Here is a 25943-nt window from a genome sequence, read left to right on the forward strand (position 1 = left end):
GCATGGTGTCGTGCACAGCGGATCTCCTCAGGGCTCAAGCGAGCCTCATGCATCATGAGCTCTACGCTTCTGACGACTTGCGCGTCCTTGGAGGATAATCTCAGCACCGTGGTATCCGTGCCGGGCACACCAGGGATGGCGTCTGCTGCGTTTCACATTCGAAACACTTATCGCCTTCCCGTCTTATCTGGACAGCCGCGAAAATCGCAGGCTGACTGCCGAATGCTTTTCACTGCCCGTGTATCGCACGGGCAGTCTGTATCAGGAGTTCGAAATGACAGCAGCATCGGAAGCCGGCTTCTACCGTAATCCCCCCGAACCTGGCCAGCTCGTCGAAGTGCGGCGGCGGCAGTGGGTGGTGGCCGAGGTGGATGCCTCTACTCAGGGAACCGAGCGTCAGCACGCAGTGACCCTGTCCTCCATCGATGAAGATGCTCTGGGTGAGGAGCTCCGGGTGATCTGGGAGATCGAGCCAGGTGCGCACGTCATCGAGCGTGCCGGTCTGCCGGCAATCACCGGGCAGGACGACTCCGATACGCTGGAGGCTTTCCTCGATGCCGTTCGCTGGGGTGCTGCTACCAATGCGGATCGCGGCTTCCTCCAGGCGCCATTCCGCAGCGGGGTGAGCATCCAGGACTTCCAGCTCGATCCTCTGGTGCGCGCCATCGACATGGCCCGGGTGAATCTGCTGATCGCCGACGACGTGGGCCTCGGCAAGACCATCGAGGCTGGCCTGGTCATCCAGGAAATGCTGCTGCGCCATCGGGCACGTAGCGTGCTGATCGTCTGCCCGGCCTCGCTACAAGAGAAGTGGCGTCTCGAGATGCTGGAGAAGTTCGGTCTCGACTTCCGCATCGTTGACGGCGAGTACATCCGGGAGCTGCGCCGTGAACGCGGTATCCACGCCAATCCCTGGGTATCGTTCCCTCGCCTGATCACCTCCATGGACTGGGCCAAGATGGGCGACGGCCTGCGCGCCTTCCGTGACATCCTACCGCCGCACATCGGCTATCCGCGCAAGTTCGACATGCTAGTGGTCGACGAAGCGCACAACGTGGCGCCATCGGCCAGCGCCCAGTACGCGATTGAGAGCCAGCGGACTCGCTTCATCCGCATGATCGCGCCGCACTTCCAGCACCATCTGTTTCTAACCGCAACGCCGCACAACGGCTACACCGAGTCATTCACTTCACTGCTCGAACTGCTCGACGACCAGCGTTTCGCTCGGAACATCATGCCGGAAACGTTCGAGAAGCAGCTGGCCCAGGTGATGATCCGACGCCTCAAGAGCGAGATAACCGACAAGGACGGCCGACCGATCTACGCCCAGCGGCGACTCGAGGCCTTCGCCATCGACTATACCGCCAAGGAGCGCGAGATTCATCGCAAGCTGCAAGCGTTCTGTGCCAGCCGTGAAGCAACTGCCGACGATGGTGGCGGTGCTACGGGCATCAGCTTCGTCAACCAGTTGCTGCGCAAGCGCCTGTTCTCGTCACCGGCAGCTTTCGCCGCCACCCTAGCGAAGCACGAGGCCACTCTAGAGAATGGAGATGCCCGCAAGGAGCGCAATGATCTGTCCGAGCGCATCCTGCTCAAGGCCATCCAGCGTGCCGAAGAGGATTACGCCGACGACGCCGAAGTCGAGAGCGCTCAGCGGGAGGCAGTCGAAGAAGCCAGTCGCCGGATGCGCCCGCTGAATGCCGAAGAGCGCCTGCTGCTCGACGTGCTTCGCGACTGGGCGCAACAGGCGATGCACCGCCCGGACTCCAAGGCCAACGCTCTGCTCGCCTGGATTGAGGGACGCCTGAAGACCGATGAGAAGTGGAACGGTAAACGAGTGATCCTGTTCACCGAGTACCGCACCACCCTCGACTGGTTGCACCAGATCCTGGCCTCCCATGACCTGGGCGGGGATCGTCTGATGACCCTGCACGGCGGCATGGATCACGACGACCGGGAGCGGGTGAAGGCCGCCTTCCAGGCTGCGCCGGACGTTTCTCCGGTCCGCATCCTGCTGGCCACCGATGCTGCCTCGGAAGGTATCGACCTCCAGAACTACTGCAACTACCTCATACATCTGGAGATCCCCTACAACCCCAACGTCATGGAACAGCGCAACGGCCGTATCGATCGTCATGGCCAACGCGCGAGCGAGGTGCTGATCTGGCATCCGGTCGACGCGCGCGAGGATACCGAGGCGGTCGGTGGCCACAAGGACGACATCCTGCGCGCGCTGCGCAAGCTCGATTCCATGCGCGCCGACATGGGCAGCGTGAACCCGGTGATCGCTCCGCAGATGTCCGGACTCATCGAAGGCTCCCTGCGCGAACTGGACACTCGCATGGCCGAGGCGAAGATCGCCCGCACGCGCCGTTTCGTTCGTAGCGAAAAGGACATCGACAAGCGAGTGGCCAAGCTTCACGAGCGTCTGCTCGAGACCCGAGAGGACTTCCATCTCTCGCCGGAGCACATCCTCAAGACGGTCGAGACCGGACTGGCGATGGCGGAAAAGGCCGCGCTGGCCCCCCTGAAGCTGGATGGTATAAATGCGGGCAAGGTTTTCGAGCTGCCGCCGCTGGGCGGTGCCTGGGAGCGCTGCCGCGAGGGCCTAGCGCACCCCTTCACCGGCAAGATCCGCCCGGTGACCTTCGATCACGAGGTTGCCAAGGGCCGTGACGATATGGTGCTCATCCATCTCAACCACCGTCTGGTGCAGATGTGCTTGCGTCTGCTGCGCTCCCAGATATGGGAGCGTGAAGGCAAGAGCCCATTGCATCGTGTGACGGTACGCGTACTGCCCGATGATCGCCTGGAGGCACCCACCGTCACGGTGGTATCGCGCCTTGTCATCACCGGCGGCAATCACCACCGGCTGCACGAAGAGCTGACCGTGGCGGGAGGCTACCTGCGCGAGCGCGGCTTCAAGCGGGAGGACGCGGTCGGCCGGGTGCAGGCATGGCTGGACGATGGCCAGCCCTGTCTCCTTGATAACTCGTCATTCGAGATCCTCCGTTCGCGCTTCGCCACTGCCGAAGAAGCCATCCTCCAGGCCATCGAGACACGCTCGCGCAATCGTCTGGAGCATCTGGGCAATACCCTGGAGACACGCCGTCTGAAGGAAGAAGCCGATATCCATGCCGTGCTCGACGAGCTGGAGAAGGCAATCCGTCACGAACTGGGCAAGGACGAACTGCCAGAGCAGTTCTCCCTATTCAGCGAGGACGAACGCACCCAGGTGCGGCGCGACAACTCCGCCCTGAAAGCCCGCCTGGAGCGCATTCCCAGCGAACGTGAACAGGAAACCCGCACCATCTCCACGCGCTATGCCAAACCGCAGGATCGCACCTTCCCGGTCGCTGTCATCTTCACCGTACCCGCATCGTTCGCCAAGGGAGGCCGCGCATGAAACCCCATGATATCCACGACGAATGGCTGTCGCTGATTGAGGTCTCCGGTCCCTTCCTCGCCACGCCCGTTCTTGAGCGGGTGTTCTCTACTGGCCTTCCGGCGCTCGAGCAACGCATTCGCCACTACCTGCGCCAGGCGCATGACGAATGGTGCGAGGCACGCGACAACGAGGATCCGCGCTTCGCCGAACTGCATCGCGCCTGGATCCACGAAGTGCTCGCGCGCGGTCTTGAATACGACGACGATAGCGGTGAACTGCTGCGGCACGGCGAGCAGCTGCCCGACTCCGTGCGTGTCACCCTGACCGAACATGGCGTCACGCTGGCACCCGACTACGCGCTAGTATCCAACGATAAGCCCCTGCTGTTGGTGCAGAGCTACCCGGCCGGAACCGATCTCACCGCGGCCATGAAGATCGATGGCTGGATCGCCAGCCCCGCCGAACGCATGGAGCGCCTGTGCCGGGCCAGCGGCTGTCGTCTCGGGCTGCTCACCGATGGCGAGCGTTGGATGCTGGTCGACGCGCCCGTGGGCGCGGTGGTGACCTACGCCAGTTGGTACGCCCGCCTATGGAGCCAGGAACGCCAGACCCTGCAAGCGTTCATCGCGCTGCTGGGCATCGCTCGCTTCTTCGGCGCCGAGGACGAGACACTGCCGGCGCTGCTCGACGAATCCCTGCAACACCAGGAAGCGGTGACCGACGCTTTGGGCGAACAGGTGCGCCGGGCCGTGGAAGTGCTGATCCAGGCACTGGATAAGGAAGATCGCGACCGTTCGCGTACCTTGCTGCAAGGCGTCCAACCGGCCGAGCTCTACGAGGCGGGCCTGACGATCATGATGCGTCTGGTGTTTCTGCTCTCGGCCGAAGAACGCGGTCTGCTGCTGATGGGCGACGAGGTCTACGAGAGCGTCTATGCCATTTCCACACTGCGCATGCAGTTGCGTCAGGAGACCGAGGAGGTGCTAGAGCACCGGCACGATGCCTGGGCTCGCCTGCTGGCCACCTTCCGTGCGGTCTACGGCGGAATCGAGCATGAGACTCTGCGACTGCCTGCCTTGGGCGGCTCGTTGTTCGACCCGGATCGTTTCCCCTTCTTGGAAGGCCGTGCCAAAGGTTCAGACTGGAAGGTAGATGTCGCTCGACCGCTGCCCATCGACAACCGAACCGTGTTGCTCCTGCTGGAAGCGATTCAGCAGTATCAAGGTCGTACCTTGTCCTACCGTGCGCTGGATGTAGAGCAGATCGGTTACGTCTACGAGAGTCTTCTGGAACGTACCGTCGCCCGTACCACGTGGGTGACAGTGGAGCTGGGCGCCGGCAAGGGCGCCAAGAAGACCCTGTATGGCCTGGAAGAACTCGAAGTGCTGCACCGTCGCGGTGACAATGCCCTGACCGATGAGCTCTCTGGTGCCGAGGCCATCAAGCGTAGCGCCAGCGCCATTCGCCGGGATCTCGAGCGTACCGTCGATCCCGCGGAAGCCAATCGCTTACTCACCGCCTGTGGCGGGGACGAGGCTCTCCGCGAGCGAGCGCTGCCGTTCCTCCATCTGCTGCGCACCGATCCCTGGGGCTATCCACTGATCTACCCGGAGGGGGCCTTCATCATCACTACGGGCAGCGACCGGCGTGAGACGGGGACCCATTACACGCCTAAATCGCTCACCGAAGCCATCGTCACCGAGACGCTAACCCCTATCGTCTACGTCGGCCCCGCCGAAGGACTGCCACGTGCAGAGTGGACGCTTAAATCCCCTGCCGAACTGCTTGACCTCAAGATCTGCGATCCGGCCATGGGCTCGGGGGCTTTCCTCGTGCAAGCCTGCCGCTGGCTGGCCGATCGGCTGGTGGAGGCATGGACACTAGCCGAGGATCAAGGCGAATCGATCGACACCAATGGCCGAGTGACCGACGTTGCTGCCTGCCAGGAACCGCTGCCAAGCGATAGCGAGGAACGAGTAACCACCGCTCGCCGCCTCATCGCCGAATGCTGCCTTTACGGCGTCGACCTGAATCCACTAGCGGTAGAACTGGCCAAGCTGTCCATCTGGCTGGTGACGCTGGCCAAGGGGCGCCCCTTTGGCTTCCTCGACCACAACCTGCGCTGCGGCGACAGCCTGCTCGGCATCCATCGGTTGGATCAGCTCACCGAACTTTTGATGATTCCCACTGGCCAGGGCCAGATTCGGCTGTTCGGCCAGAACATTGAGAGGGCCGTGCACGAGGCAATCGAACTGCGATCGCGCCTGCGGGAGATACCCATCCGCGATATCCGCGACGTCGAAACTATGGTGTATCTGGACGCCGATGCTCGCCGCAGGCTCGAAGTGCCAGAATGCCTCGCCGATGCGCTTATCGGCGAAGTGTTCGTATCAAGAGGCAATAGCGCGTCGCTAGAGCGCGCTTTGGCGTCGCTATCAATCCAAGTTGGCCAGGTCATTGACGGCAATCACGATGTACTCTCCACTGTACGCAGCAAATCAGTCGCGTCTCTCTTAACCGACCTGCCTGCTGACAAGTCTGCGCGTCGACCGTTCCACTGGCCGCTGGAGTTTCCGGAGGTTTTTGTGGGCCGCGCGCCGGGGTTTGATGCGCTTATTGGAAATCCGCCATTTCTGGGTGGAAAAAAGCTCACAGGAGTCTTTGGGGATAGCTATAGAGAACATTTGGTTCTTTGCATCGCAAATGGAGTGCGAGGCCACGCCGACTTAATTGCATACTTCTTGCTGAGAGTTGCGGCATTGTGTCGAGATGGTGGAAACCTCGGAATTATTACCTCAAACTCCATCGCCGAAGGTGATACGCGAGACGTTGGGCTGCGCCAAATACTGGCTAAAAATGTCGAAATTTATAGTGCCATACGAAGTGAGCAATGGCTGGGGAGTGCAAACGTATCCACTAGCCGGATTCATGCGCATAAGGGCAAATGGGGCGGCACTAGACTACTTGACCTAGAAACTGTTGAGTTGATTTCCGAGAATCTTACCGCACGAAGTAATTGGAGCCCCATAAAGCTTAGGGAAAATAACGGAATTGCATATCAAGGCTCCGTTGTCCTTGGCATGGGATTTACTATGACAGCTCCCGAAGCCGAGACGTTGTGTGAGCGACATGCCAACTACGAAGGAACCGTGCTATTTCCTTATCTTTCTGGCAAGGACTTAAATTCCAAACCAGATCAATCGACAGAAAGATGGATTGTATGCTTCTGGGATTGGAGCGAGGAAAAAGCAAAATCCTATACTCCTCTCTATGAAAAGGTGCTTCATGAAGTAAAGCCTGAGAGGGATGTTCAAAATAGGAAAGCCTATAAAGACCGTTGGTGGCGTTACGCGGAGCTACAAAGCCCCATCTACAGAAAAACTGGCCGAATGCCTCTTGAACAGGGCGATACAGAAGACTATATCGACAGCGTGATCTGTATCTCAACAGGCGCAACGAAGTACCCGTGCTTTTCATTTGTGAAGAACCGGTACATTTACGCGAATTCCATATGCGTAATTCTTAATGGGAGCCACAGCCTTTTCGCTTGCTTGTCTTCAGACATTCACTCGGCATGGGCATACGAGCACGGCTCTAGATTGGAAGATCGCCTTCGGTATGCCCACGGCGATGTTTTTGAAACCTTCCCCTTTCCAACCGAGACGCTCAACAGTAAGCGCGAAGAACTTGAAGTTATCGGCAAGGAATACTGCAATCAGCGACAGCTATACATGCAGGAAATGGCCGTTGGCATGACAGGATTTTACAATGAACTTCACGATCCTGGCGTAAAGAGTGAACCAATTCAGAAACTACGTCATCTTCGCAGAGCCTTAAATGATGCAGTACTTTCTGCCTACGGATTCACTGACCTTGAACCAACGTATGGCTTCCATGAAGTAGCCTACCTTCCTGAGCGTGATCGGGTTCGTTACACAATTTCTGAAACTGTTCGCATTGAAGTTCTGCGGCGACTTTCGGAGTTGAACCGTCAGCGTTACGAGGAAGAGGCTGCCCAAGGGCTGCACAGCAGCAGTACGAGACGGACGTCGCCTCGCACTCCGCGAGCCAACCAGGCTGCCAGTACCACCCCAGTTCAAGCCGGGCTCAACTTCGATGCAGCGACGATTCCCGATGTGAATGGCGCGACCCCGACAGCCAGAATTCTCGGCTTCCTCGGGGCCAACCAAGGCTGGCACGCAAAGTCCGACATCCTCGCAGCGACTGGTATCCCCACTGCGCTGTGGAACACTTCGATCGCCTGCCTGGTCACTGAGGGCAAGGTCGAACGCCAGGGGGAAAAACGTAGTACGCGCTACCGTATGCTTGGCAAGGCCTCTTGAGATTGCCAGGCGGACAGAGAAGACTAAACCGAACCGATCGAAAGAACCTGAGAGTCGAGCATGGAAGGAACGAGGCACACCGAGGAGCGAAACGCCTGGATCGTCATCGATCGTGGGCTGGAGCGTGATGCACGGCTAGCGGATAAAGGCGTCCGCCTGAAAGGCCAGTATCCCGCTGTGCACGAAGGCGCCTGGGTATTGGTGCTGACTCCGGATGGACGCATCCAACGCATCGGCCAGGTGCTGCGCATTCGCATCGACGCGGACGGCACCTCCGTCTACTTCGACAAGGCACGGACAATCGAGAAACCGGTATCCATCGGTGCGACAGGCCTGATGCCGCCGAGCACGGGGAGCATCGTACCTGCGCCCTGGACCAAGTTCGCCGAAGCCATGCCACGCGCCTTAGACCTCACGCTGGCGGATGTGCCCGCGATCAAGAGCGAGGCTTACATCAGGGAACTGTTGCAGCTGGCGATCATGGACGACCTGCTCGGCCCGGCCGGCGGCCCCGAGGAGCTCATTGTCGATATGAGCGTCCGCGACCGTTACCTGGTGGGCAAGCTAGCGCCGATGGAGAACGCCGAGCGTGGCGAAGACCTCCCACCGGCCGAGCGTAAGGACGAAGAGCAGCCCGATGACCTGGTACCGAAGGGGCTGAAGCCAGACCTTGAGCTGGAAAAAGTCTCCGACGGTGCCGACACCGAGTCTGGCGAAGAGCTGGATCTCACCTCCAACCAATCGCTGGTACCCTCCAGCATGGGCTTCACCTTCTGCGTTGATGGTCAGGCCGAGACTCTGGATGTCGCCGTAGCCTGGGGGCGTTACGAGCGGATCGAGTCAGACGATCCTATCCACGCCCGCGTGCACAAGAAGACCGGCAAGGTGGTCAAGGCCAAGGTCTGGAAGCGGATTCCATCCTTCAAACGCGTGTCGCTGGCGCTGACCGATGGCGTCATCGCGCCGGTCGAACTGGACGACGCTCGCCCCGAGATTCGCTTGCAGGGTGCGGTGCGACCGCTAAACGAAAAAGGCGAACGCCTGATCACCTTGTTCATCGTCAACGGCCAAAAGGAGCCGAAGGAGAACCGCGATGCGGCCTGGGTGTTCCAGCCGGAGATCGTTGTTCGGGCGAGCGAAGGAAGCCCATCAAAGGAGATCTTCCTCCGCCGGCCGGCATTCGAGGCGGAGGACAGCGATCTGGACGACCCGGATCTGCGCGAACGCCTTGCACTAGAGATGATCTACCGCGAGCGGGTCGAGTTTGCCGTGGGGCATGGCGTATCTGTGCATTCTGTCACGGAGGAGGACGCTACGCGTGCAACCGAGCTGCGTACCGTGGTGATGCCGCAGTACGAAGTACCCTTAACCGAGACGCCTGGCGGCGAAGCCGAGGACCGTCCGGCGATGTGCCAAATGCTGACCGACGGCTCGTTGGATATGCTGCGCCTGGCGAAGATGTCCAGGGAGGAGCTGGTCGCCACGCTCGGCGTCCTGACCGACGACTACGCGGCCTGGATCGAAGAGCAGCGCGCACGCATCGGAACCGAAGTCGCGGAGTACGCCCTGCCGGCGGAAGAGGCGATGGATCGATGCGAGGCGATCATGCTGCGGCTGCGAGAGGGCATTCGCTTGCTGGCCGAGAACGCCGAGGCACTGGTCGCCTTCCAATTCGCCAACCGTGCCATGGGACTCCAACGAATCCACAGCAGATCCGCCCTGGAGCGACGACGCGGCAAGCGTATTGAGGTCGCGGAGCTCGCAAAGGACTCCAGGAACTACTCCTGGCGCCCGTTCCAGCTGGCCTTCCTTCTCCTTTCCATCCCCGGTCTCACCAATCCCCGGCATGCCGATCGGACCAAGCCACTGCAGGCGCACGCCGACCTGCTGTGGTTCCCGACCGGTGGTGGCAAGACCGAGGCCTACCTCGGCGTCGCTGCCTTCACCATGGCGATCCGTCGCCTGCAAGGAAATCTGGGCGGTTACGACGCATCGCGCGGCTTGGCGGTGATCATGCGCTACACCCTGCGCCTGCTCACCTTGCAGCAGTTCCAGCGCGCCACAGCACTGATATGCTCGATGGAGCACATCCGGCGAACCGCACTCGCCAAGGGCGACAAGTCTCTGGGCGAGGTGCCATTCACCATCGGGCTCTGGGTCGGTAACAAGGTTGCACCCGGTCAAACCGAAGAAAGCCATCGCTTCGTGGAAGCCGTCCGGGCCGAGAGATATACCGCCGGGATGACCTCGCCTGCACAGCTCACGAGCTGCCCATGGTGCGGCTCCGAAATCGCTCCCGGCCGGGATATCGATGTCGACAAGACGATCAAGCGCACGGCGATCTACTGCGGCGACAAGCAAGGCAAGTGCGATTTCTCGCGTGGCCGCTCAAGCAAGCTGGTACATCCTGGGCTGCCGGTCATGGTGGTCGATGAGGAGATGTACCATCGCCCACCGTCCATGATGATCGCAACTGTGGACAAGTTCGCGATGATGGCCTGGCGTGGCGAGGTGCGGAACCTGTTCGGCAACGTGTCCAAGGAGTGTTCACGGCACGGCCTGCTTTGGCCTGGTGCCGATTGCAATACCGGTCACAAGGCTGCGAAGGGTTATCCCGCCGCGACGGTCACGACGGTTTCGCCCGTACGGCCACCGGATCTGATCATCCAGGACGAGTTCCACCTGATCAGCGGTCCGCTCGGCACCATGGTCGGACTCTACGAGAGTGCGGTCGATGAGCTTTGCAGCTGGTCGCTGGACGGACAGCCTATCCGGCCGAAAGTGGTCGCCTCTACCGCTACCGTACGCAGAGCCCACCAGCAGGTGAGCAACGTGTTCATGCGTCAGGTCGCGGTGTTCCCACCGCATGGTCTGGATGTGGAAGACAACTTCTTCTCGGTGCAACGTCCAATCGATATGCGCTCGGGACGCCGCTATCTGGGGATATGCGCCCCAGGCAGCTCTCGCCCCGCCATGCTGATTCGCGTCTACACCGCAGCTATGACCGCCGCTCAGGCGCTGTTCGAGCGCTTCGGAAGCCAGGCTGACCCCTACATGACGATGGTCGGCTACTTCAATTCTTTGCGCGAGCTCGGAGGCATGAAGCGCCTGGCCGAGGACGACGTCCAGACTCGTGCGTACCGAGTGCAGATGAGCCTGGTCGAGAGGCCGGGGCTGGCGCAGCGCAGCATCATGAACATTCGCGAGCTGACTTCGCGCGTTTCCAATCAGGACATTCCCAAGTATCTCGACCAGCTCGAGGTGAAGTTCGAGCCCGAGTGGGATAAGAACCAGGGCAAATACCTGTGCCGCTGGGACGAGAAGGACAAGGGCAAACCACGTCCAATCGACATCGTGCTGGCCACCAACATGCTCTCGGTCGGTGTCGACGTGAATAGACTCGGCATCATGGCCGTCAACGGGCAGCCGAAGGGCACAGCAGAGTACATCCAAGCGACCAGCCGTGTCGGTCGCCAGTCTCCCGGTCTGGTATGCACTGTACTGACCTGGGCCAAGCCGCGTGACCTCTCTCATTACGAGACGTTCGAGCATTACCACGCGACCTTCTACAAGCACGTCGAAGCCCAGTCGGTCACACCATTCTCTCCCAGGGCGCTGGATCGGGGCCTCACTGGAACGCTGCTGTCGTTGATGCGGGGCAAGTACGACGATTTCGCTCCGAATGGCGGTGCCGAGAGCCTGCAAAAGGCTGATCAGCAGGAAATACAGGAAGCTCAGCAGGTACTGAGAACGCGTGGCGGCAACGTGGCGGATTCGAAGTCCGAACAGCTGATCCAAAGCATGCTGAAGCAGCGTACCGATGAGTGGGTGAAAGCCGTGATGCAAGGCAATCGAATGCTCGCTTACGAGAAGCGAGGTCCCAACAAGGATCTTACGGCCAAACTAATCGAAGCCCCTGGCGTTAAGCCGTGGGGAAATTGGACGGTACCGATGTCGATGCGTGAGGTGGAGCCAGGTGTCAACTTGGTGATGAATTCCTCGAAATTCCAGGATGAACCGGCGTGGAAGGCTCGGCCAGTAGTAAGCGATAAGGACGAATGAACATGACGAACGAAAAGACCGTCGTCGGCTCGGTACGGCCCAGCCAGTTGTTGTGGACCTATGGGCCTGGCGCCCTCGTCGATCTGCCGAACCTGTCGGTGGTCACCTCGGGGATCGATATCTGGCAAAAGGAGCGATGCGCGGTCATCACCGAACCTCGCCTGCTGGCTGCGGTACGACAAACGCTGGGGGCGCAGGTCGAATCGCTACGCATGGCCCCATTCAGTAAAAGCGAATCTTTCGACCCGCTCTCCGCCGAAGCCAAGGTCGGCGTTCCGGTTAGACCCTTTCCGCGGTGGCTGCGCTGCGTGAAGTGCGGGCTGCTGGCGCCATATGACAATGGTTTGTTCGAGCTGAAAGAGAACCCATATCGCCCGGAGTCGACTCGCTTCGTACATGCTGATTGCCGAGGTTCTGACGGTAAACTGCCAGCCAAGGATGCTGACGCCGTCCCTGCTCGTATGCTGTTGGCCTGCCGGAACGGACATCTAGACGACTTCCCCTGGAGCTGGTTCGTGCATAGCGGCCCCAGCACTTGCAGAGGAACCTTGCGCTTCTTCGAGAGTGGGGCCTCTCTCCAGACAGAAAACCTGTGGGTTAGGTGCGACAAGTGCGAAGCGGCCAAGAGCCTGGCCCAGGCCTTCGGTAAAGCTGGCAAGGAAAACCTGCCTGGTTGCCGAGGTCGACACCCGCACCTGGATCGTTTCGATCACGACTGTAAAGAAGACGCCCGGGCCGTTTTGCTGGGGGCGACGAACAGTTGGTTCCCGGTATCTCTTTCCGCTCTCGCCATACCTCGAACGAACGCATCCCCCTTACAGCAGATCATCACCGACCACTGGGATGACTTCGCCGATGTCGAGGATGTCGGTGAGTTGAAGGGAACCCTCAAGGCCCTCACGAAGCGTGGCGAGGCCGCGGGCATCGAAGCTCACGCGCCAGCAGCCATCTGGGCGGCGATCGAAGCTCATCGCTCAGGAGCTGACGCTGAAGTCGAGGACGAGCCGGATATCAAGGAGCCGGAATGGCGGGTGCTAACGAATCCGACTCCAGTGAATGACTATCCTAACTTTCTTTCCGAAGAAGCAGCCCCTCCAGCGTCTTTCCAGTCCGTCATCAGTCGAGTACTGCTCCTGAAGCGCCTGCGTGAAGTCAATGCTCTACTCGGTTTCACGCGCGTGGAGTCTCCCGACGAGGGCAGTGGTACCGGCTCAGGCCCAGTTTGGGCCCCCCTGTCGTCGTCCAGACCGGACTGGGTGCCTGCCAACCAGGTTCATGGCGAAGGCATCTTCATCCAGTTTGACGAGGCTGCGATCGCCGCCTGGGAGCAGAATTCTGCGGTGCAACGAGCCGATGCTCGCTTGCGAGACGGACACAAAGGGTGGCGGAGCCGACGTCACCTCAGTCCTGCCGAGGCTGGTTATCCGGGTGCTCGCTATGTGCTGTTGCACACCTTGGCTCATCTACTGATTCGCGAACTAGCCCTTGAGTGCGGGTACAACGCAGCGAGCATCCGCGAGCGGATCTATGCAGGCGTGAGTGAAGAAGGCAATCAGGCAGGCTTAATCATCTACACCGCCGCAGCGGACTCCGATGGCACCTTGGGGGGCCTGGTAGAACTTGGGAAACCGGAGAATCTGGAGCGGCTGTTCACTCAGGCACTACGCCGGGCTCGGATCTGCTCGTCCGATCCACTTTGCGCCGAGCACGACCCACAGAACGATCAGAGCCTGCACTCAGCGGCCTGCCATGCCTGTTCTTTCGTCGCGGAAACCTCATGCGAGTCCAGCAACCGATACCTCGATCGCGCGATGGTCGTACCCACGGTACAGCACGCGGCGACAGCCTTCTTCCAGGACGCTTGAGATGCAAGAACTGCTGAAGGCGATTTCTACGGTGGTATCGATCGTCTCCTCTGACCGGGTCGCAGTGCTGGCGGCCCGAGTCAGCAACCTCGACATCTCGAAAGCTGGAAGCTTGATTACCAGCGTACAGTCTGCACAGGCGGGCGATGCGCTCAAGGCACTTATCGAGATATGGAGGAAATCGACCATCGATGGCCAAACGCTGGCGGCCATGCTCCTTGCTGCCAGCGACGCCTATCACTTGGCTGAGAGCAGCCAGCAGGTCGAGCTGGTATGGACGGGCCCGACTACCGAGCTGGTTCCAGCACGAAGAACCGAGCAGGCGCTGATCCAAGTGATAGATGCTGCGCGGCAACGGCTATTCATCACCAGCTATGTTGCTTACGACATCGAGTCTGTCGCCAGGGCGCTGAAGTCGGCGGCCGAGCGGGATGTCCAGATCGATTTCCTGGTAGAGACGTCGAGCGCCCAGGGAGGTAAGGTCAGTACGGATCCGATCGCCAACCTTCGTAAGATCGTGCCCGATGCGAGCTTCTACGTCTGGAAGGACAAGGCAGCGGCTTTCATGAATGGCAGCGTGCATGCGAAGGTCGCCGTAGCCGATCGGGCGCTTTGCTTCATCACCAGCGCTAACCTCACCGGCTATGCGATGGACCAGAACATGGAAGCTGGAGTGCTCGTTGCAGGAAAGCCTCTGCCCGACCAACTGCACCGGCATCTGGAGGCGCTAGTGATCACGGGTGTGGTAGAGCCAGTCGACCTCTGACGGGGAGGCAAATGTCACGTAGCGACATCATGCGAGCGGTGAAACGTGCGCATACAGCGCCTGAAATCAGCGTGCGCCAGACGCTGCATGCGCTGGGGCTAAGGTTCCGACTCCATCGCCGTGATCTACCGGGCTCGCCGGACATCGTCTTGCCCCGATTCCGTACCGCTATCTTCGTCCATGGCTGTTTCTGGCACCGCCATACCGATTGCCGTTATGCGACCACACCCAAGACCCGCCAGGAATACTGGCTGCCCAAGTTCATGGCGAATGTCGAGCGGGACGCCAGAAAGGAAGCCCAGCTGCGCGGGCTAGGCTGGAGGGTGTTGGTCGTATGGGAGTGCGAGACACGGGATCGTGGGGAGCTGGTGACGCGCCTCAGGCGTGAATTCAATCTTCCTGATCTGGCCGTTGATCAGCACCACTCTTCCTGATGTGGCGCACCAGGCTTTCGCCGATCACTTCGCCCAAGCGCACCGGAACGGCATTTCCGATCATCCGGCCAACGGATTTGAAGTTGATTTTCTCGGGCGGGAGAAAGACGTAGTCCTTTGGGAACGATTGCAGAATCGCCGCTTCGCGCAAGGAGATTGCCCTGTGCTGGGTCGGATGCCCGAAGCGACCATTGCCGAAGCCGTAGCAAAGAGTGGTCATCGTCGGACTGGGCTCTTCCGCCTTCATGCGACCGTAGACGCTCGGGTATGTCTTGCCGCTGGCCTTGCGGTGGCAATCGGCAACCAAGTGTGGCGGCCAGTCTTTCCAAGTGCCACCTGGGTTGGAGTTCACGATTCTCAGCAGGTTGAGGTACGACAGCGCCGCTGCTCTGTGAAGCGGATCGTCCGGGTGGCATTCTCCGGCAGCGATAGGGGGGAGCGTTCCTATCGCTTTTTCTACACTGACTGGATGCCCTTTGTGGGTGGGCTCTATGAGCGTGATGGGGCCCAGTTTCGACGCCAGCAAAACGTGTCTGCGACGCTGCTGAGGCAGCCCATAGTCAACGCAGTGAACACGCCCCTCCCAGATCTCATAACCTTGTGCTCGCAAACCAGCGACGAAGTCGTGATAGACCTCATGCTTGGTCACGTCCGGTACGTTCTCCATCGTGACCAGGTGAGGCAGCGTCTCCTCAATCAACCGACGGAAGGCATAAAGCAGCGGCCATTTGCGATCGTTACGGGTGTCCTTGCCTTGGTTGTAGGTGGAGAAAGGCTGGCAAGGGGCACAACCGGCGAGCAACCTGTAGCGACCAGGGCGATACCAGGCCCGCAGCTCATCAGCTTCGACGCTCGTGACGTCCTTGGCGATGAACGCAGCACCGTTGTTCTCGGTGTAGGCGTACTCGCATTGCCGCTCAATGTCGTAGCCGGCGCGCACGGCGATGCCAGCCGCCCGCATGCCCGCGGTCAGGCCGCCAGCGCCACAGAAAAGATCAACGGCATCAATCATGGTCAAAAATCCCCCTAGTGCGGTGCATTCTAAACTTTGCGGGACGGAAGATCGAGGAGGCGAGTGCATTGCTCTTCGCCTGATGCGATGAAGGGGCCTTGGCCCCTTCATCGCTGCTTCAGTTGTTGATCAGGTCTTCCAGTTTATCGATCAGGAAATCCAATGGGCTGCGGCCCTCTAGGCGCTTTTCGAAGACCTCGTCACGGTGATAGGCAACCCAGGTGCGAGTGCCTGACGGTTGTTCCTCTCATAGCCGGAGCCGAGAATGCAGACCAGTTCGGTGCCGTTGGGGTTTTCTAGGTAGTTGCTCATTGCCGAGGCCAAGTGCTTCAGGTACTGGTGCTCGCGAGCCTCCATCGATGGATGCAGGAAGGTGACGTTGCTGCGCTTGATCAATTTCATGTCACCACTCCTCAGGCCTTTAGATTGGCTTGAATAAGATTGTCGAAAGCGCTGCCGTCACGACGGGTCAGGTTGGGGACATAACGCGAGTAGACTCGGAACAGCATCTCTGTAGTCGTATGCCCCATCTGTCGAGCGATCCATTCCGGGTTTTCACCCGCGGCCAGCCACAGGGTCGCTGCGGTATGGCGGGTCTGATAGGGGCGCCGTCGGCGCAGTCCTAGGTGGCGAAGCAAGGGGTACCAGACCCGACTGTTGATGTTGCGGTACGCAAATGGTGTTTCCTCCCGACTGCAGAAGACGAACTGTCCGGCACCGGTCTTCAGCTGCTGATCGAGCAGGGCCTGGTAAACCGGCCCCGACATATCGATCTCGCGCTGCGAGCCGTCATTCTTCGTGTAATCGAGCTTGCCGCCGACCCAGCTTTCGCGGATTAGGATCTGTCGACGCTGGAAATCGACGTATTTCCACTGCAGGCCATCGATTTCTGCAGTCCGCATACCGGTGAAGAAGCGCACCGTGTAGTAATTGCGGAAGTCTTCACGCGCTGCCCCAAGGATCTGCAGCACCTCCTCCAGAGTGAAGGGCTCTACATCGGTCTTGGGGATCTTCAGCGATTTGATGTTGAGATACGGTGAAGTAAACTCGAACCGGTCAGCCGCCTCACTGAGGATCATGCGCAATGGCGTCATGATGTGGTTGATTCGCGTCGCTGACAGAGCCTGCCCTTTCAGCCCGGGAACTTTGCCGAGTGCCGAGCGGAAGGTCAGGATTTCTGCCTTGGTGATGGCGCTGACCGCGTTCTTGCCGAATTCAGGCACAAGATACCTGTCGAGCGTAAGGCGCACCGTTCTGATGTGACTGTCGCGCCACTCGACCTTCTTTTCGTCGAACCAGAGCTCGGCGAAGTCCCGAAAAATCGGCGTCCTCAATTGCATACAGCCAGCTTGCAGCCTGCTGAATTCTTGTAGTCGGTTGCTCTGCGGGAAGTAGTTGGCATAGTCGAAGCTGCCGAGGGTGATTTCGGCCTCGATGCGCTCAAGGATCTTCTCTAGTTTCTTCCGGTTAGCTGGTGTGTCAGTGAGGGTGGTCTGTTCCCGGCAGCGTTTTTCCAGATATGTGAAGTCGAAGAACAGCTTCTTGTTGTCCGTACGAGATCGGATCTTACCCACGGCAGACACCTCCACCCGCCATAGGCACCAGCCCAGAGGTACGAGAGAACTTCTGCATGTCCTCTTCGATGGCCTCCCAAATAAACAAGATCTTGCGACCACCGAAGGGACGGAAGTAGTGGGTGCCTTCCAGGAGAACCGAGTCCTTCAGGCGATTGCGAATGGTGCGAGCGTCGTACTTCATACGAATGGCAAGCTCATCCGTGGTCAGGTAGGTTTGAGACACGGCTATACCCTCTCTGCTAAATTGAGCAATAGCGGAGTCTTCTGCACACATGCAAGCGCAAAATGATCTCCTAGAGATCAATATAGCGTTATTTTTGATCTGCGCAAGAAATAAATGATCTCCAGGAGATCATTTTGGAGAGAAGGATGGTTAAGTGCCATTTGTCCCGCTTGCTTGGGGAACGGAAGCTGAAGATCAGCGATGTGGTTCGGGACACGGGGATAAATCGGGGAACGCTCACTCGGCTGTATCACGAGACAGCACAGAGGGTCGAATTGAAGGACCTAGAGACGATTTGTCGTTATCTGAACTGTCAGGTGAGTGATTTGCTTGAGCTTCAGGATGATCCGGTGAGCCCGGCCTAGCCATCAGGTATTACCTTCTTTCCCAGTCACCAAAAAGGGGCCACGCGGCCCCCACCTGTTTGGTTTTCCAAATAGTCCCCCAGCGCTAGATCTGCCGCCGAACAGCACGCTCATGCCAATCGATCGACGCCATTAGCATGAGATACCGAAGGGCGGCCCCAGAGTGATGGTTCACACCCCGCTCACGGTCGGTTGAGGCAGGGAGCTGCAGCCTGACACGGATGCCGATGTGACCATTCTCCACATTGGGATTCTCCGGACGATGCGCGCTGAACTTCAGGCGAGGCATGCCAAGCACCTTACGCCAGAACGCCCCAGTGTTTCGACGCTTGTATGGGTCGTAGATGATGAACTCGATGGACGTGTTATCTATTCCTAACTCGTTGAGCAGCCAAACGTACTCCCGCGCACATTCTTCATCTCGTCCCTGATAGAACCTCAGCGTTGTATCGGTCGCCCAGCATCGCTCGACAAAATCATCCAAAGCGCGGCTGGCTTTGGCATGCTTGGGACCTGACAACAGCTCATAGAGAGACTCTGCGTACGGCACTACGCCAGTCAGCCCACCATGCTTAGGCAGCCGTGGAACGAGCGGTATGGGCTTGTAGTGAGATCCTAGATGCGGGCCACTCAATCGGTGAGAGCCCAGTGATCTGATGTACTTCGCCCGCTCCAGCATCATCGAGCGATCACTCTCAGGAAACTCCAGCCAATCTAGGTTGACCGGGTGCCCGGTGGATTCCGCATACGACTCATAGGCCAGCATGGTCGCAATACGATTAAGACGCCCCAGCACGTAACCCTCGCCCCTAGATTCAGGCTGAATCGGGAGCCGCGAAGCCTTAACGTTCCTGGCCGCTTTCAAGGTACGGACTCGACCAATGAGTTGCTGCATGTGAATTATGTCGGAGGACTGCCCCTGTTCCTGAACATCACAAGGCTTCGTTGGCAGACTAACCCCAGCGATCTTCGCCATCACATACGCAGCTGGCCAGCGGGCTGGATTCCACTGCCAGCAGAGCGCAGCCAGCCATGGCATGGAATGGATGTAATGCAAGAGCGAGGTCCTGGGACTCGCGTGACCGAGCACCGCACTGACAATATGAACCACCCGGCGTGTCGGCGCGCACTCCGAGTGGAAGAATTGCCGTGTAAGGCGAGCATGATCACGCAACCAATCTCTCGTCTCGTTAAGCTCGCCAAACAGCAAATCGACATTGCCGCTGACACCCCAAGCCGCAGCGGCCAACTTGAATGTCAGCCAGCTCGCACAAGAATGTCGCAAGTGGTGATAGTGAAGCTCACCACACCCCGTCACGCGGCGGAGTGCATCATGAATCGCCGGAAACAGGCTGGCCTCCGACACCCAATGGGTATGCAGTTCAGGCACGCAGAACAGGTATGGCGAATACGACCCCCTGGCCTCTTCAGCATCGCGCTCCTCGGCAAGCGTTGTAATGAGCTTTAGTTCGTCTGGTTCGAGGAACACGTGAAGGGGTAGTGTTCGCGTCGAGCTACGTGTTTTCAATGCCCGCTGGGCATGTGGCCTTATGTGCAGGCTAACTGGTAGGTCAAGCGCTTGCAGTTGCGCGGGCGTTAGGCGCTGAAGGTAAGGATGTCGCAGACAGATTGCCGATGCGCGCGCGGGCGAAAGCACAGGCAGCTGCAAGTCACAACGCAGCAATTTCAGCGCCTCATTGCGCCGCAGGCCAAGACGAAAGCCGAGAATGACCAATGCTCGTGCAATCGTTACCAGTCGCGGTGATCGCAGCGCGAGCGGGCCGACCGCCAATTCTGCCAGTACTTGACGGTACTGATCCTCTGAAATGATCTGCGCATCTACGGCCTGAGGCGTCTTGCCGATTCCCAGTACGCTGTATGGGCTGATCGGCGGATACGAGAAATGCCGCTGCAAGTAGCTGTGAAACTCTAGGAGGCCTCTCGAGAGGTTTCTCCGAGTTGCCGGGGTGGGCTGGGCGTCCAGCATCATTTCATACACTAACTCCAATGCGTCAGGGGACAGCTCTAGAATCGATGCCACGCTGAGCATATCCGTCAGCCCCCGCCCCACATCTCGCACATAGCCAGCAATTGTTTTCGGCGCGAGCGGATGGCCGTGGAACGATCGACCATGGAGAAGGTGTGCAGCCCAACTTCGAATCAGGGACTCATGGTTTCCAGGGGGCGGGATGTGGTCGACCGGCTTAAGCAGCCGTTTGCGAACCTGCCGGCACAACTGCTTCAGCCATGGAGGAACAGCCGCAGGAGGGACCTGATTGTGGACCTTGCTCCTGCTGCGACGACTACCCTCATCAGGCAATACGAGTTGCCCCTGAACGAATCCCCATGCGCTTGGCAGAACAGAATGGCTGACGTATTTCAACCGCCTCATGTAGTTCACGAGCAATTGCGGTAAGTGAACCTGCAGTTGGATTCGCAATAGCTCGAACATTTGCTCCAGGCTGCTTGGCATGGCCTGAGCCTGCACCCCTACCGCCCTTAGCAAGGCGCGGATGCAACGCAGATGACCTCCCTGGCGAGCCAGAACAGGCCGCAAGCCTGCCAGGTCAGATTCGCATCGCACCATCAGAGCCAGTGTGGTCGGATCGGGGAACCACTGCCGCTGCTCCGCATCAGGCTGCCCACGGATCGATAGCACCAATCGAGTTTCAGGTATTCCGGCAATCCAAACGATGTCCTTCAAAGTAAGGCGTGCCAGCCCTTCCAACTGAGGAATGTCTAGAAGACCGCCGTAATATGCGGCACTGAGCAGCAGCAATCCGACCCTGGCTTCAGGTGTAAAGCATTCAATATCACGCCGAATAGCCAGCTTGAGCGCCTCCACCAAGCCACGACTGGCCTGTAGGCTGTCGGTGGTATAGCGATCCGGGTTTACTGGATTGGCTGCTCGATGGACCTCGATCGCAATCCGAGCAAGTGGGACGTCCGGTCTAAATTTACGGACACGAATTGTGACCTCCCGCAGTCTGTTGCGAAGCGCCACACTCTCCAGCTGCCCCTCCAGAGCCCTAAGCTCCTCATTACTGAAACGCGCTTGAGAACGCCGACCACAGAGCCATTCGCCAATTTTGGTGCCGGAGGTTTCACAGATATCCCGAAGTTCTACCAGGCACTCGGCCTTCCACGCTTTATCGTATGTCTCTGGTCCCCATACCAGTTGCAGCATTTCATCAGTCAACGTCACGACTGTCATACGTCAGCCTCTGTCACCAGATGGCTGTTCCGCACCATCCAACCGACCTCTTTCATCAAAGGCAGGAGATGGCAACGCAAGCTGTCCTCATAGGCGGCTGGAGAGAACGATGAGAGCGCATCCTGCGGTTCCTCGCCCATCAGCCAATGCCCCATGAACGCGGCCACAGCCTCGGAGGGGCATCCCCGCTCCATGAGCTCGGTCCGCACGAACTTCCGGTATGCGTTCACAGGATGGGATTTGAGGCCGGGAACCTTCTCCATTGCTTTGCGAATGTGCCTAGGCCGAATCTCGCTGTAGACAAGGCTTCCATCGGCCTCGAAATCCAGGAAAAAGCCGCCTTGCGGGGGCAGTTCCATAGGGAGCTGCGCTGCGAGCTGCCTACAAATGACCCGACAATGCGACTCATAGGCGCTGAGTTGGTGGTGTAGCAGATCCGAAAGCACAACGAGACGACTCATGTGCCCGTCGTCCGTGCCCTTGTCGCTGATAGCTCCGTGCCTCCAGCGAGACTCGAACTCGGTTACCAACCTCAGCGGCTTGCGGATGGCGCGACAACCAGTCCCCATATGGAACATCTGGACGGTCCACAGCGTCAGGCAGTTGTGCCAATCAACTAACTGAACGAGATCTGTTCGAGGCCGCTTTCGTAGAACGCCCAGCATCGCATCGAGATTAGCCCGGACAGTTTCAAGCCGCAGGCAGTTACGGGCCCCAACGGAGATCTTCGATACTGCAGGTACCCTAGGAATAGACGCCTCTACCCCCGCACAGGCATATATCTGCTGGAGGACGCGCCCTACGGACCGGCAATACAAATCTCGCAGGTAATTCACGTCGTACTGCGTGTAGTACAACGCCGTATTCGCTGAGAGACAGGGGACGCCACAAAGCATCGTAGCGGCAACGATGTCGTGACTATCCGCAACAATTTGACGGTGCAGGAAGTTCCGCAGCTTGTGGATCGTGTAGCGTGGATCCCCTCCTCCCAACTGCCTGAGCAGAGCGCGAACCTCCCGCTCTAGTGACCTGATCTTGCAGGTGAAGACCGCACTCGTGGGGGCAGGAAAGCAGTCCCTCAATGCCGACACCAGCGTGGACACCCCCACCAGATCAGGGATTAGGACGGTCTTTTGCGACGGCCGCACCGTATCTGTAGATAGGTCCTCGTCAGCTTCATAATCAGGACTAGGCGAAAGGAATCGGAACTCTGCCACACCACATTCACCAGAAGGCAGTAGTTCCAGTGGAGTGGAAGGTCGAGCAGTATGCTCCGCCAATCGCAGCTTCTTGCAGTCCTCCAAGGGCCTTCCGGACCACAGCATCAGGTGAAGCGCTAGCACGGCCTCCATACGTAGGCGAACTAGCGAGTGCTCATTCAGCGGCACCAACCTTAACTGCTCACAACAACCAAGGAACTCTTCTGTTGCCCCAAAAAGCAGGTTCGCCAGCTCTGGTAGCGTCAGGAGACCGTATCCCATCGGTAAAAATTGGCGCGCTCGAGCGATGTGAGCCAGCATGCCTTGATGCCGCAGGAGTTCTGCGACGTATGGACGAACCTCATCTCCCGTATCGATTAGACAAGTCTCCCTCGGCACTGTCAGCTCGCCGGGTGGTAGCCACTCATCGAGGTCCACGTCTGGCGGTTGGGGGGCCAGGTATGCAACGTAGCCAGGTAGAAGGTCGGGGTCATCAGGATCGTCGAGGGGAAACTCGCACACTCCCTGGCTGATCTGCACGCCCAGACCGGCCACCTGCGCGGGAGCACGCCGGCGCTGACCACCAGAACCGTGGCGCGTTGGCGGCTCATCACCACCGTAGTAACGAGCCAGCCGCACAATGGGCGGGAAGTCTGCTGCCAGGAGGTCGATGGACTCTTCAGCCTCAAACGACCTGCAGGCTCTCAAGAAACCTGCCGAGCTGGACCAGATCTGCAGGTCAGAAGGAATGGACAAGAAGCGACGTCCACAGAGGGCGCGTAATTCTAGGTATGCGGAATACCGCTGCCCTTTCAGTTCCAGGTAGTTGGATCTCTGCTGATAGGCAACAAGAAGCTGGGCGACTAACCGGTAGTAGTCCGGCGCACTATCGGAATCTTGAGGCTCGTGCCACAACGTGGCATATGGAAATGCGTAGTCCTGAACACCCTGACCAATTACTGGGTTTCTCGCTCTCCGCTCATCCCCCAGAAAGAATTGCCCACCAAGGCGTGTGAGGAGATCCGGCCTGTTCCGGTTAGTAATGACCCATTCACATTCTGACCGCCAGATCTGCGGATCACATCCATCGAGGCTCAAGACCGGAGTCCCCTCCATTGCCTCCAGCACATGGAGCAACCCCTGTAGCACTCGGGGTAGATCGATCAGCTGAGGATGAGCATCGATGAACGCCAGGATCGACTCGATCGTCCCGATATCACGCCCAGAATCAGAGGCTAAAGATAGTAACCGCGACCTGCTATTGATGACAGGATCTACGGTACGGCCTGCGTTAGGGGTTGCGTTCTCGCTCTCCGACGCTCTCTCAGTGAAAACATCAGATTTCGATCCACGAAATGGTTTGAGTGCCACGGTCTACTCCTTTGGAAGGCTCCTAGTAAGTAGTCCGGGCAATGCCCCCCAAAATTGACCTTTTTGAACAAGAAAGCGAAAAAAATTTTCCGGTAGCGGTTACTACGGTTACTTCGCTGCTACGCGCCAATCCATTGGCCTAAGGCAAACGAGCTTGCGCATGCGCAAACTTCTGGAGCCTGTGCAGAAAAGGGCGGCGCCTAAAGGTGGCTGTTATTGAGCAGTTCATGCCACGGCCGCTGAACCAGTAGGCGGCAAACCGCCGCTGCGCCGCCGAAGCAGAAACGTGCAGGCTGAACAAATGTGGCCTGCTGAGAGTACCTCAACGCCTGTCCCTGCTCACTCCACAGGCCACCGCCGACAGCTCGAAGCAGAGCATGGCCTGCGACGACATCATGGGGAGAGACCGCATACAGCGACACTGCTGCGACCCCGTCCCCCGCGGCAACTCGAGCCAATCGGTAGGCAATACTCGGCATAGGATGAAACGACGCGGGTGCACAGAATTTGGCGTTTCGCGTGGGCTGCGTAAGTGCTGCAACGCTCACGAACACAACAGATCTGCTATCCAGTTCGTTTGCGCCAAGAGAAGGTGCGACCGGCGCTCCATTGCGAAGCAAGGTTGGCATGCCCTCTGCCCAAGCGATGCAATCTGGCCCTTGATCTGTCAGCGGGGCGTAAACCACCCCGAGCACCGGAACACAGTCTCCAAGCAAACCCACGGAAATCGCAGACCCATTGCACCCCTGCAGGAAGTCACTTGTCCCATCGTTGGGATCCACGACCCAACAAAAGCGATGGCCAGTTACTTGGCAGCCGGTTTCCTCGCCGACAAAGTCGCAAGGAAGGATCCTAGCCAGGCCCTCACGGAGAAGGTTCTCAATCTCCGCATCAACTTCGGCCTTATCCCCCCATCCCCTGGGACCGCCTGGTCGGTCCAGTTCGGCTTCAATGAGTCTGCCAGCACGTAACACCAAAGCGATCACTGCATCGAGCAACTCTCGACCGAGAGTCCCCGCCTCATGCCCATGGGATGACGAAGAACCGTACAACCCACTCATGCGATCACCTGCACGAAGTAGCTACCGCAGCCATATCCCGCGATGCGAGTACGCTGCTCGTAGACATCACAGAGAGCGTCTTCAACCTTCTCAGAGGGTGACGAAACCTTCAATTCCATACCAGTGCTCCAAGTACCGACTCCTTGGATGAGGATAACGGCGGAACTCTGGGTCACAAGCCAAGCTCATGAGGGAATTGCCATGGGTAAGTGGATCGAGGTCAGGACCAGCAGCGTCTGCAATCCACTCCATCGAATGTAGTGTGAGGGCGGCCCCGGCAAGCAATCTTGTGTAATATCTCGACTGCAAGTGGGCTGCCGCCATCCACCGGCATCCCATTGACGTCGTTCTCGGCGATAACACTAGGCTCGTCAATAGCCTCATGGCCTGATGAGACGCGGATAGGGCTCTGTTCCTAAAGGGATCCGAAGGATTAGAGTTAGCGCTGGGTGAAAATCTGCCGCCTTTAACTTGCCATGGATACGTCTCGAGCTCGGCACTACTAATCCGGCCGGGTCAATTAGTGGTAGACCCCGTATTCGATTCGGATGAGGAAAGTCTCAACAAGCTCACACCCCTCCGGACTGGCCAAGAGATCAATCGGCTTGTGTCCTTCCAGTCCTAGAGCTGGCTTGTTCAGCCACCTATCCGCGCCTTCCCGGCCACCAAACACTACCTCTGCTCGCCTAAGCACTTCGGCGTAGCTCGAAGCGAAGGAATCCGTGCGCTTCATAAATACCTCTCGTTGCTCGGGAATGACGGTGTCCGTGTGAATGACGATAGGGGATGCCTAGTCCCTGCGTCCAATAGCCTGCGTCAGATATTTCCAACACCGTGTCATTGGACTACTTCACGCCTCAGCCCAGCTTGGACTAACCATTCACGACCCGGGAACTGCTGGAACAGCGCTGGAGAGTTTCTTCCGCAAGCGGAAGACGGAGAGAGTGCATCTGACACCTACGCCAGCTGTCGGGAGGCGAAAACCGACCTGTTTGACCACATCCGCTCTTACAATCACCGTCGCCGCCACTCGACCCTGGGTTATCCCAGTCTGATGGAGGTT

Annotated in this window: 14 protein-coding genes and 1 pseudogene; 7 read left to right on the top strand and 8 right to left on the bottom strand. The window is 58.8% G+C overall.

All coding sequences use genetic code 11. The features are described from left to right. Window positions 1–274: 274 nt before the first annotated feature. The 6 genes from drmD to vsr are packed head-to-tail and all read left to right on the top strand — an operon-like array spanning window position 275 to window position 14858. Window positions 275–3406: a DISARM system SNF2-like helicase DrmD gene (drmD, locus tag E8E95_RS01255; RefSeq protein ID WP_280347540.1), complete on the top strand. Its 3132-nt coding sequence runs from the start codon at window positions 275–277 to the stop codon at window positions 3404–3406. Next, window positions 3403–7731 (top strand): type IIL restriction-modification enzyme MmeI, encoded by a 4329-nt coding sequence (locus E8E95_RS01260; protein WP_280347542.1) that lies wholly within the window; start codon window positions 3403–3405, stop codon window positions 7729–7731. Before drmD ends, E8E95_RS01260 begins: the two co-directional genes overlap by 4 nt. Before the next feature lie 60 nt (window positions 7732–7791). Further along, window positions 7792–11793, top strand: a complete 4002-nt coding sequence (drmA, locus tag E8E95_RS01265) for a DISARM system helicase DrmA (RefSeq protein ID WP_280347544.1) — start codon at window positions 7792–7794, stop codon at window positions 11791–11793. A gap of 2 nt (window positions 11794–11795) precedes the next feature. Next, a complete protein-coding gene (locus E8E95_RS01270) occupies window positions 11796–13658 on the top strand; it encodes a DUF1998 domain-containing protein (protein WP_280347546.1) in 1863 nt (620 codons plus the stop codon). Window position 13659: 1 nt separating this feature from the next. Further along, entirely contained in the window at window positions 13660–14424 is a 765-nt protein-coding gene (gene drmC / locus E8E95_RS01275) for a DISARM system phospholipase D-like protein DrmC (RefSeq protein WP_280347548.1), read from the top strand. 11 nt (window positions 14425–14435) lie between these two features. Then, on the top strand, window positions 14436–14858 hold the full coding sequence (vsr, locus tag E8E95_RS01280; RefSeq protein WP_280347551.1) for a DNA mismatch endonuclease Vsr: 423 nt from the start codon (window positions 14436–14438) through the stop codon (window positions 14856–14858). Here vsr and E8E95_RS01285 read toward each other — a convergent pair. From E8E95_RS01285 to E8E95_RS01300, 4 genes and pseudogenes are all read right to left on the bottom strand, one after another. Next, complete coding sequence (locus tag E8E95_RS01285; protein WP_280347553.1) at window positions 14815–15876, bottom strand: DNA cytosine methyltransferase; 1062 nt, start codon at window positions 15874–15876, stop codon at window positions 14815–14817. The genes vsr and E8E95_RS01285 overlap by 44 nt on opposite strands. A gap of 112 nt (window positions 15877–15988) precedes the next feature. Further along, window positions 15989–16272 (bottom strand): annotated as a pseudogene (locus tag E8E95_RS01290) (hypothetical protein). Window positions 16273–16283: 11 nt separating this feature from the next. Beyond that, window positions 16284–17444: a DUF3596 domain-containing protein gene (locus E8E95_RS01295; protein WP_280347557.1), complete on the bottom strand. Its 1161-nt coding sequence runs from the start codon at window positions 17442–17444 to the stop codon at window positions 16284–16286. Continuing rightward, window positions 17437–17670, bottom strand: coding sequence for a hypothetical protein (locus E8E95_RS01300; protein ID WP_280347559.1), 234 nt, complete (start codon window positions 17668–17670; stop codon window positions 17437–17439). Before E8E95_RS01300 ends, E8E95_RS01295 begins: the two co-directional genes overlap by 8 nt. 146 nt (window positions 17671–17816) lie before the next feature. On the opposite strand from E8E95_RS01300, the gene E8E95_RS01305 reads away from it, so the two are divergent. Beyond that, complete coding sequence (locus E8E95_RS01305; protein ID WP_280347561.1) at window positions 17817–18035, top strand: helix-turn-helix transcriptional regulator; 219 nt, start codon at window positions 17817–17819, stop codon at window positions 18033–18035. An 85-nt stretch (window positions 18036–18120) separates the two neighbouring features. On the opposite strand, the gene E8E95_RS01310 is transcribed toward E8E95_RS01305, so the two are convergent. From E8E95_RS01310 to E8E95_RS01325, 4 genes are all read right to left on the bottom strand, one after another. Continuing rightward, a complete protein-coding gene (locus tag E8E95_RS01310) occupies window positions 18121–21249 on the bottom strand; it encodes a hypothetical protein (protein ID WP_280347563.1) in 3129 nt (1042 codons plus the stop codon). Next, entirely contained in the window at window positions 21246–23819 is a 2574-nt protein-coding gene (locus E8E95_RS01315) for a hypothetical protein (protein WP_280347565.1), read from the bottom strand. Before E8E95_RS01315 ends, E8E95_RS01310 begins: the two co-directional genes overlap by 4 nt. 200 nt (window positions 23820–24019) lie before the next feature. Continuing rightward, entirely contained in the window at window positions 24020–24880 is an 861-nt protein-coding gene (locus E8E95_RS01320; RefSeq protein ID WP_280347567.1) for an inositol monophosphatase family protein, read from the bottom strand. Window positions 24881–25400: 520 nt separating this feature from the next. After that, complete coding sequence (locus tag E8E95_RS01325) at window positions 25401–25613, bottom strand: MbcA/ParS/Xre antitoxin family protein (protein ID WP_280347569.1); 213 nt, start codon at window positions 25611–25613, stop codon at window positions 25401–25403. Window positions 25614–25943 lie beyond the last annotated feature (330 nt).

It is taken from the genome of Pseudomonas sp. BN414 (assembly GCF_029871275.1).
GTDB classification, from domain to species: Bacteria; Pseudomonadota; Gammaproteobacteria; order Pseudomonadales; family Pseudomonadaceae; genus Metapseudomonas; species Metapseudomonas resinovorans_C.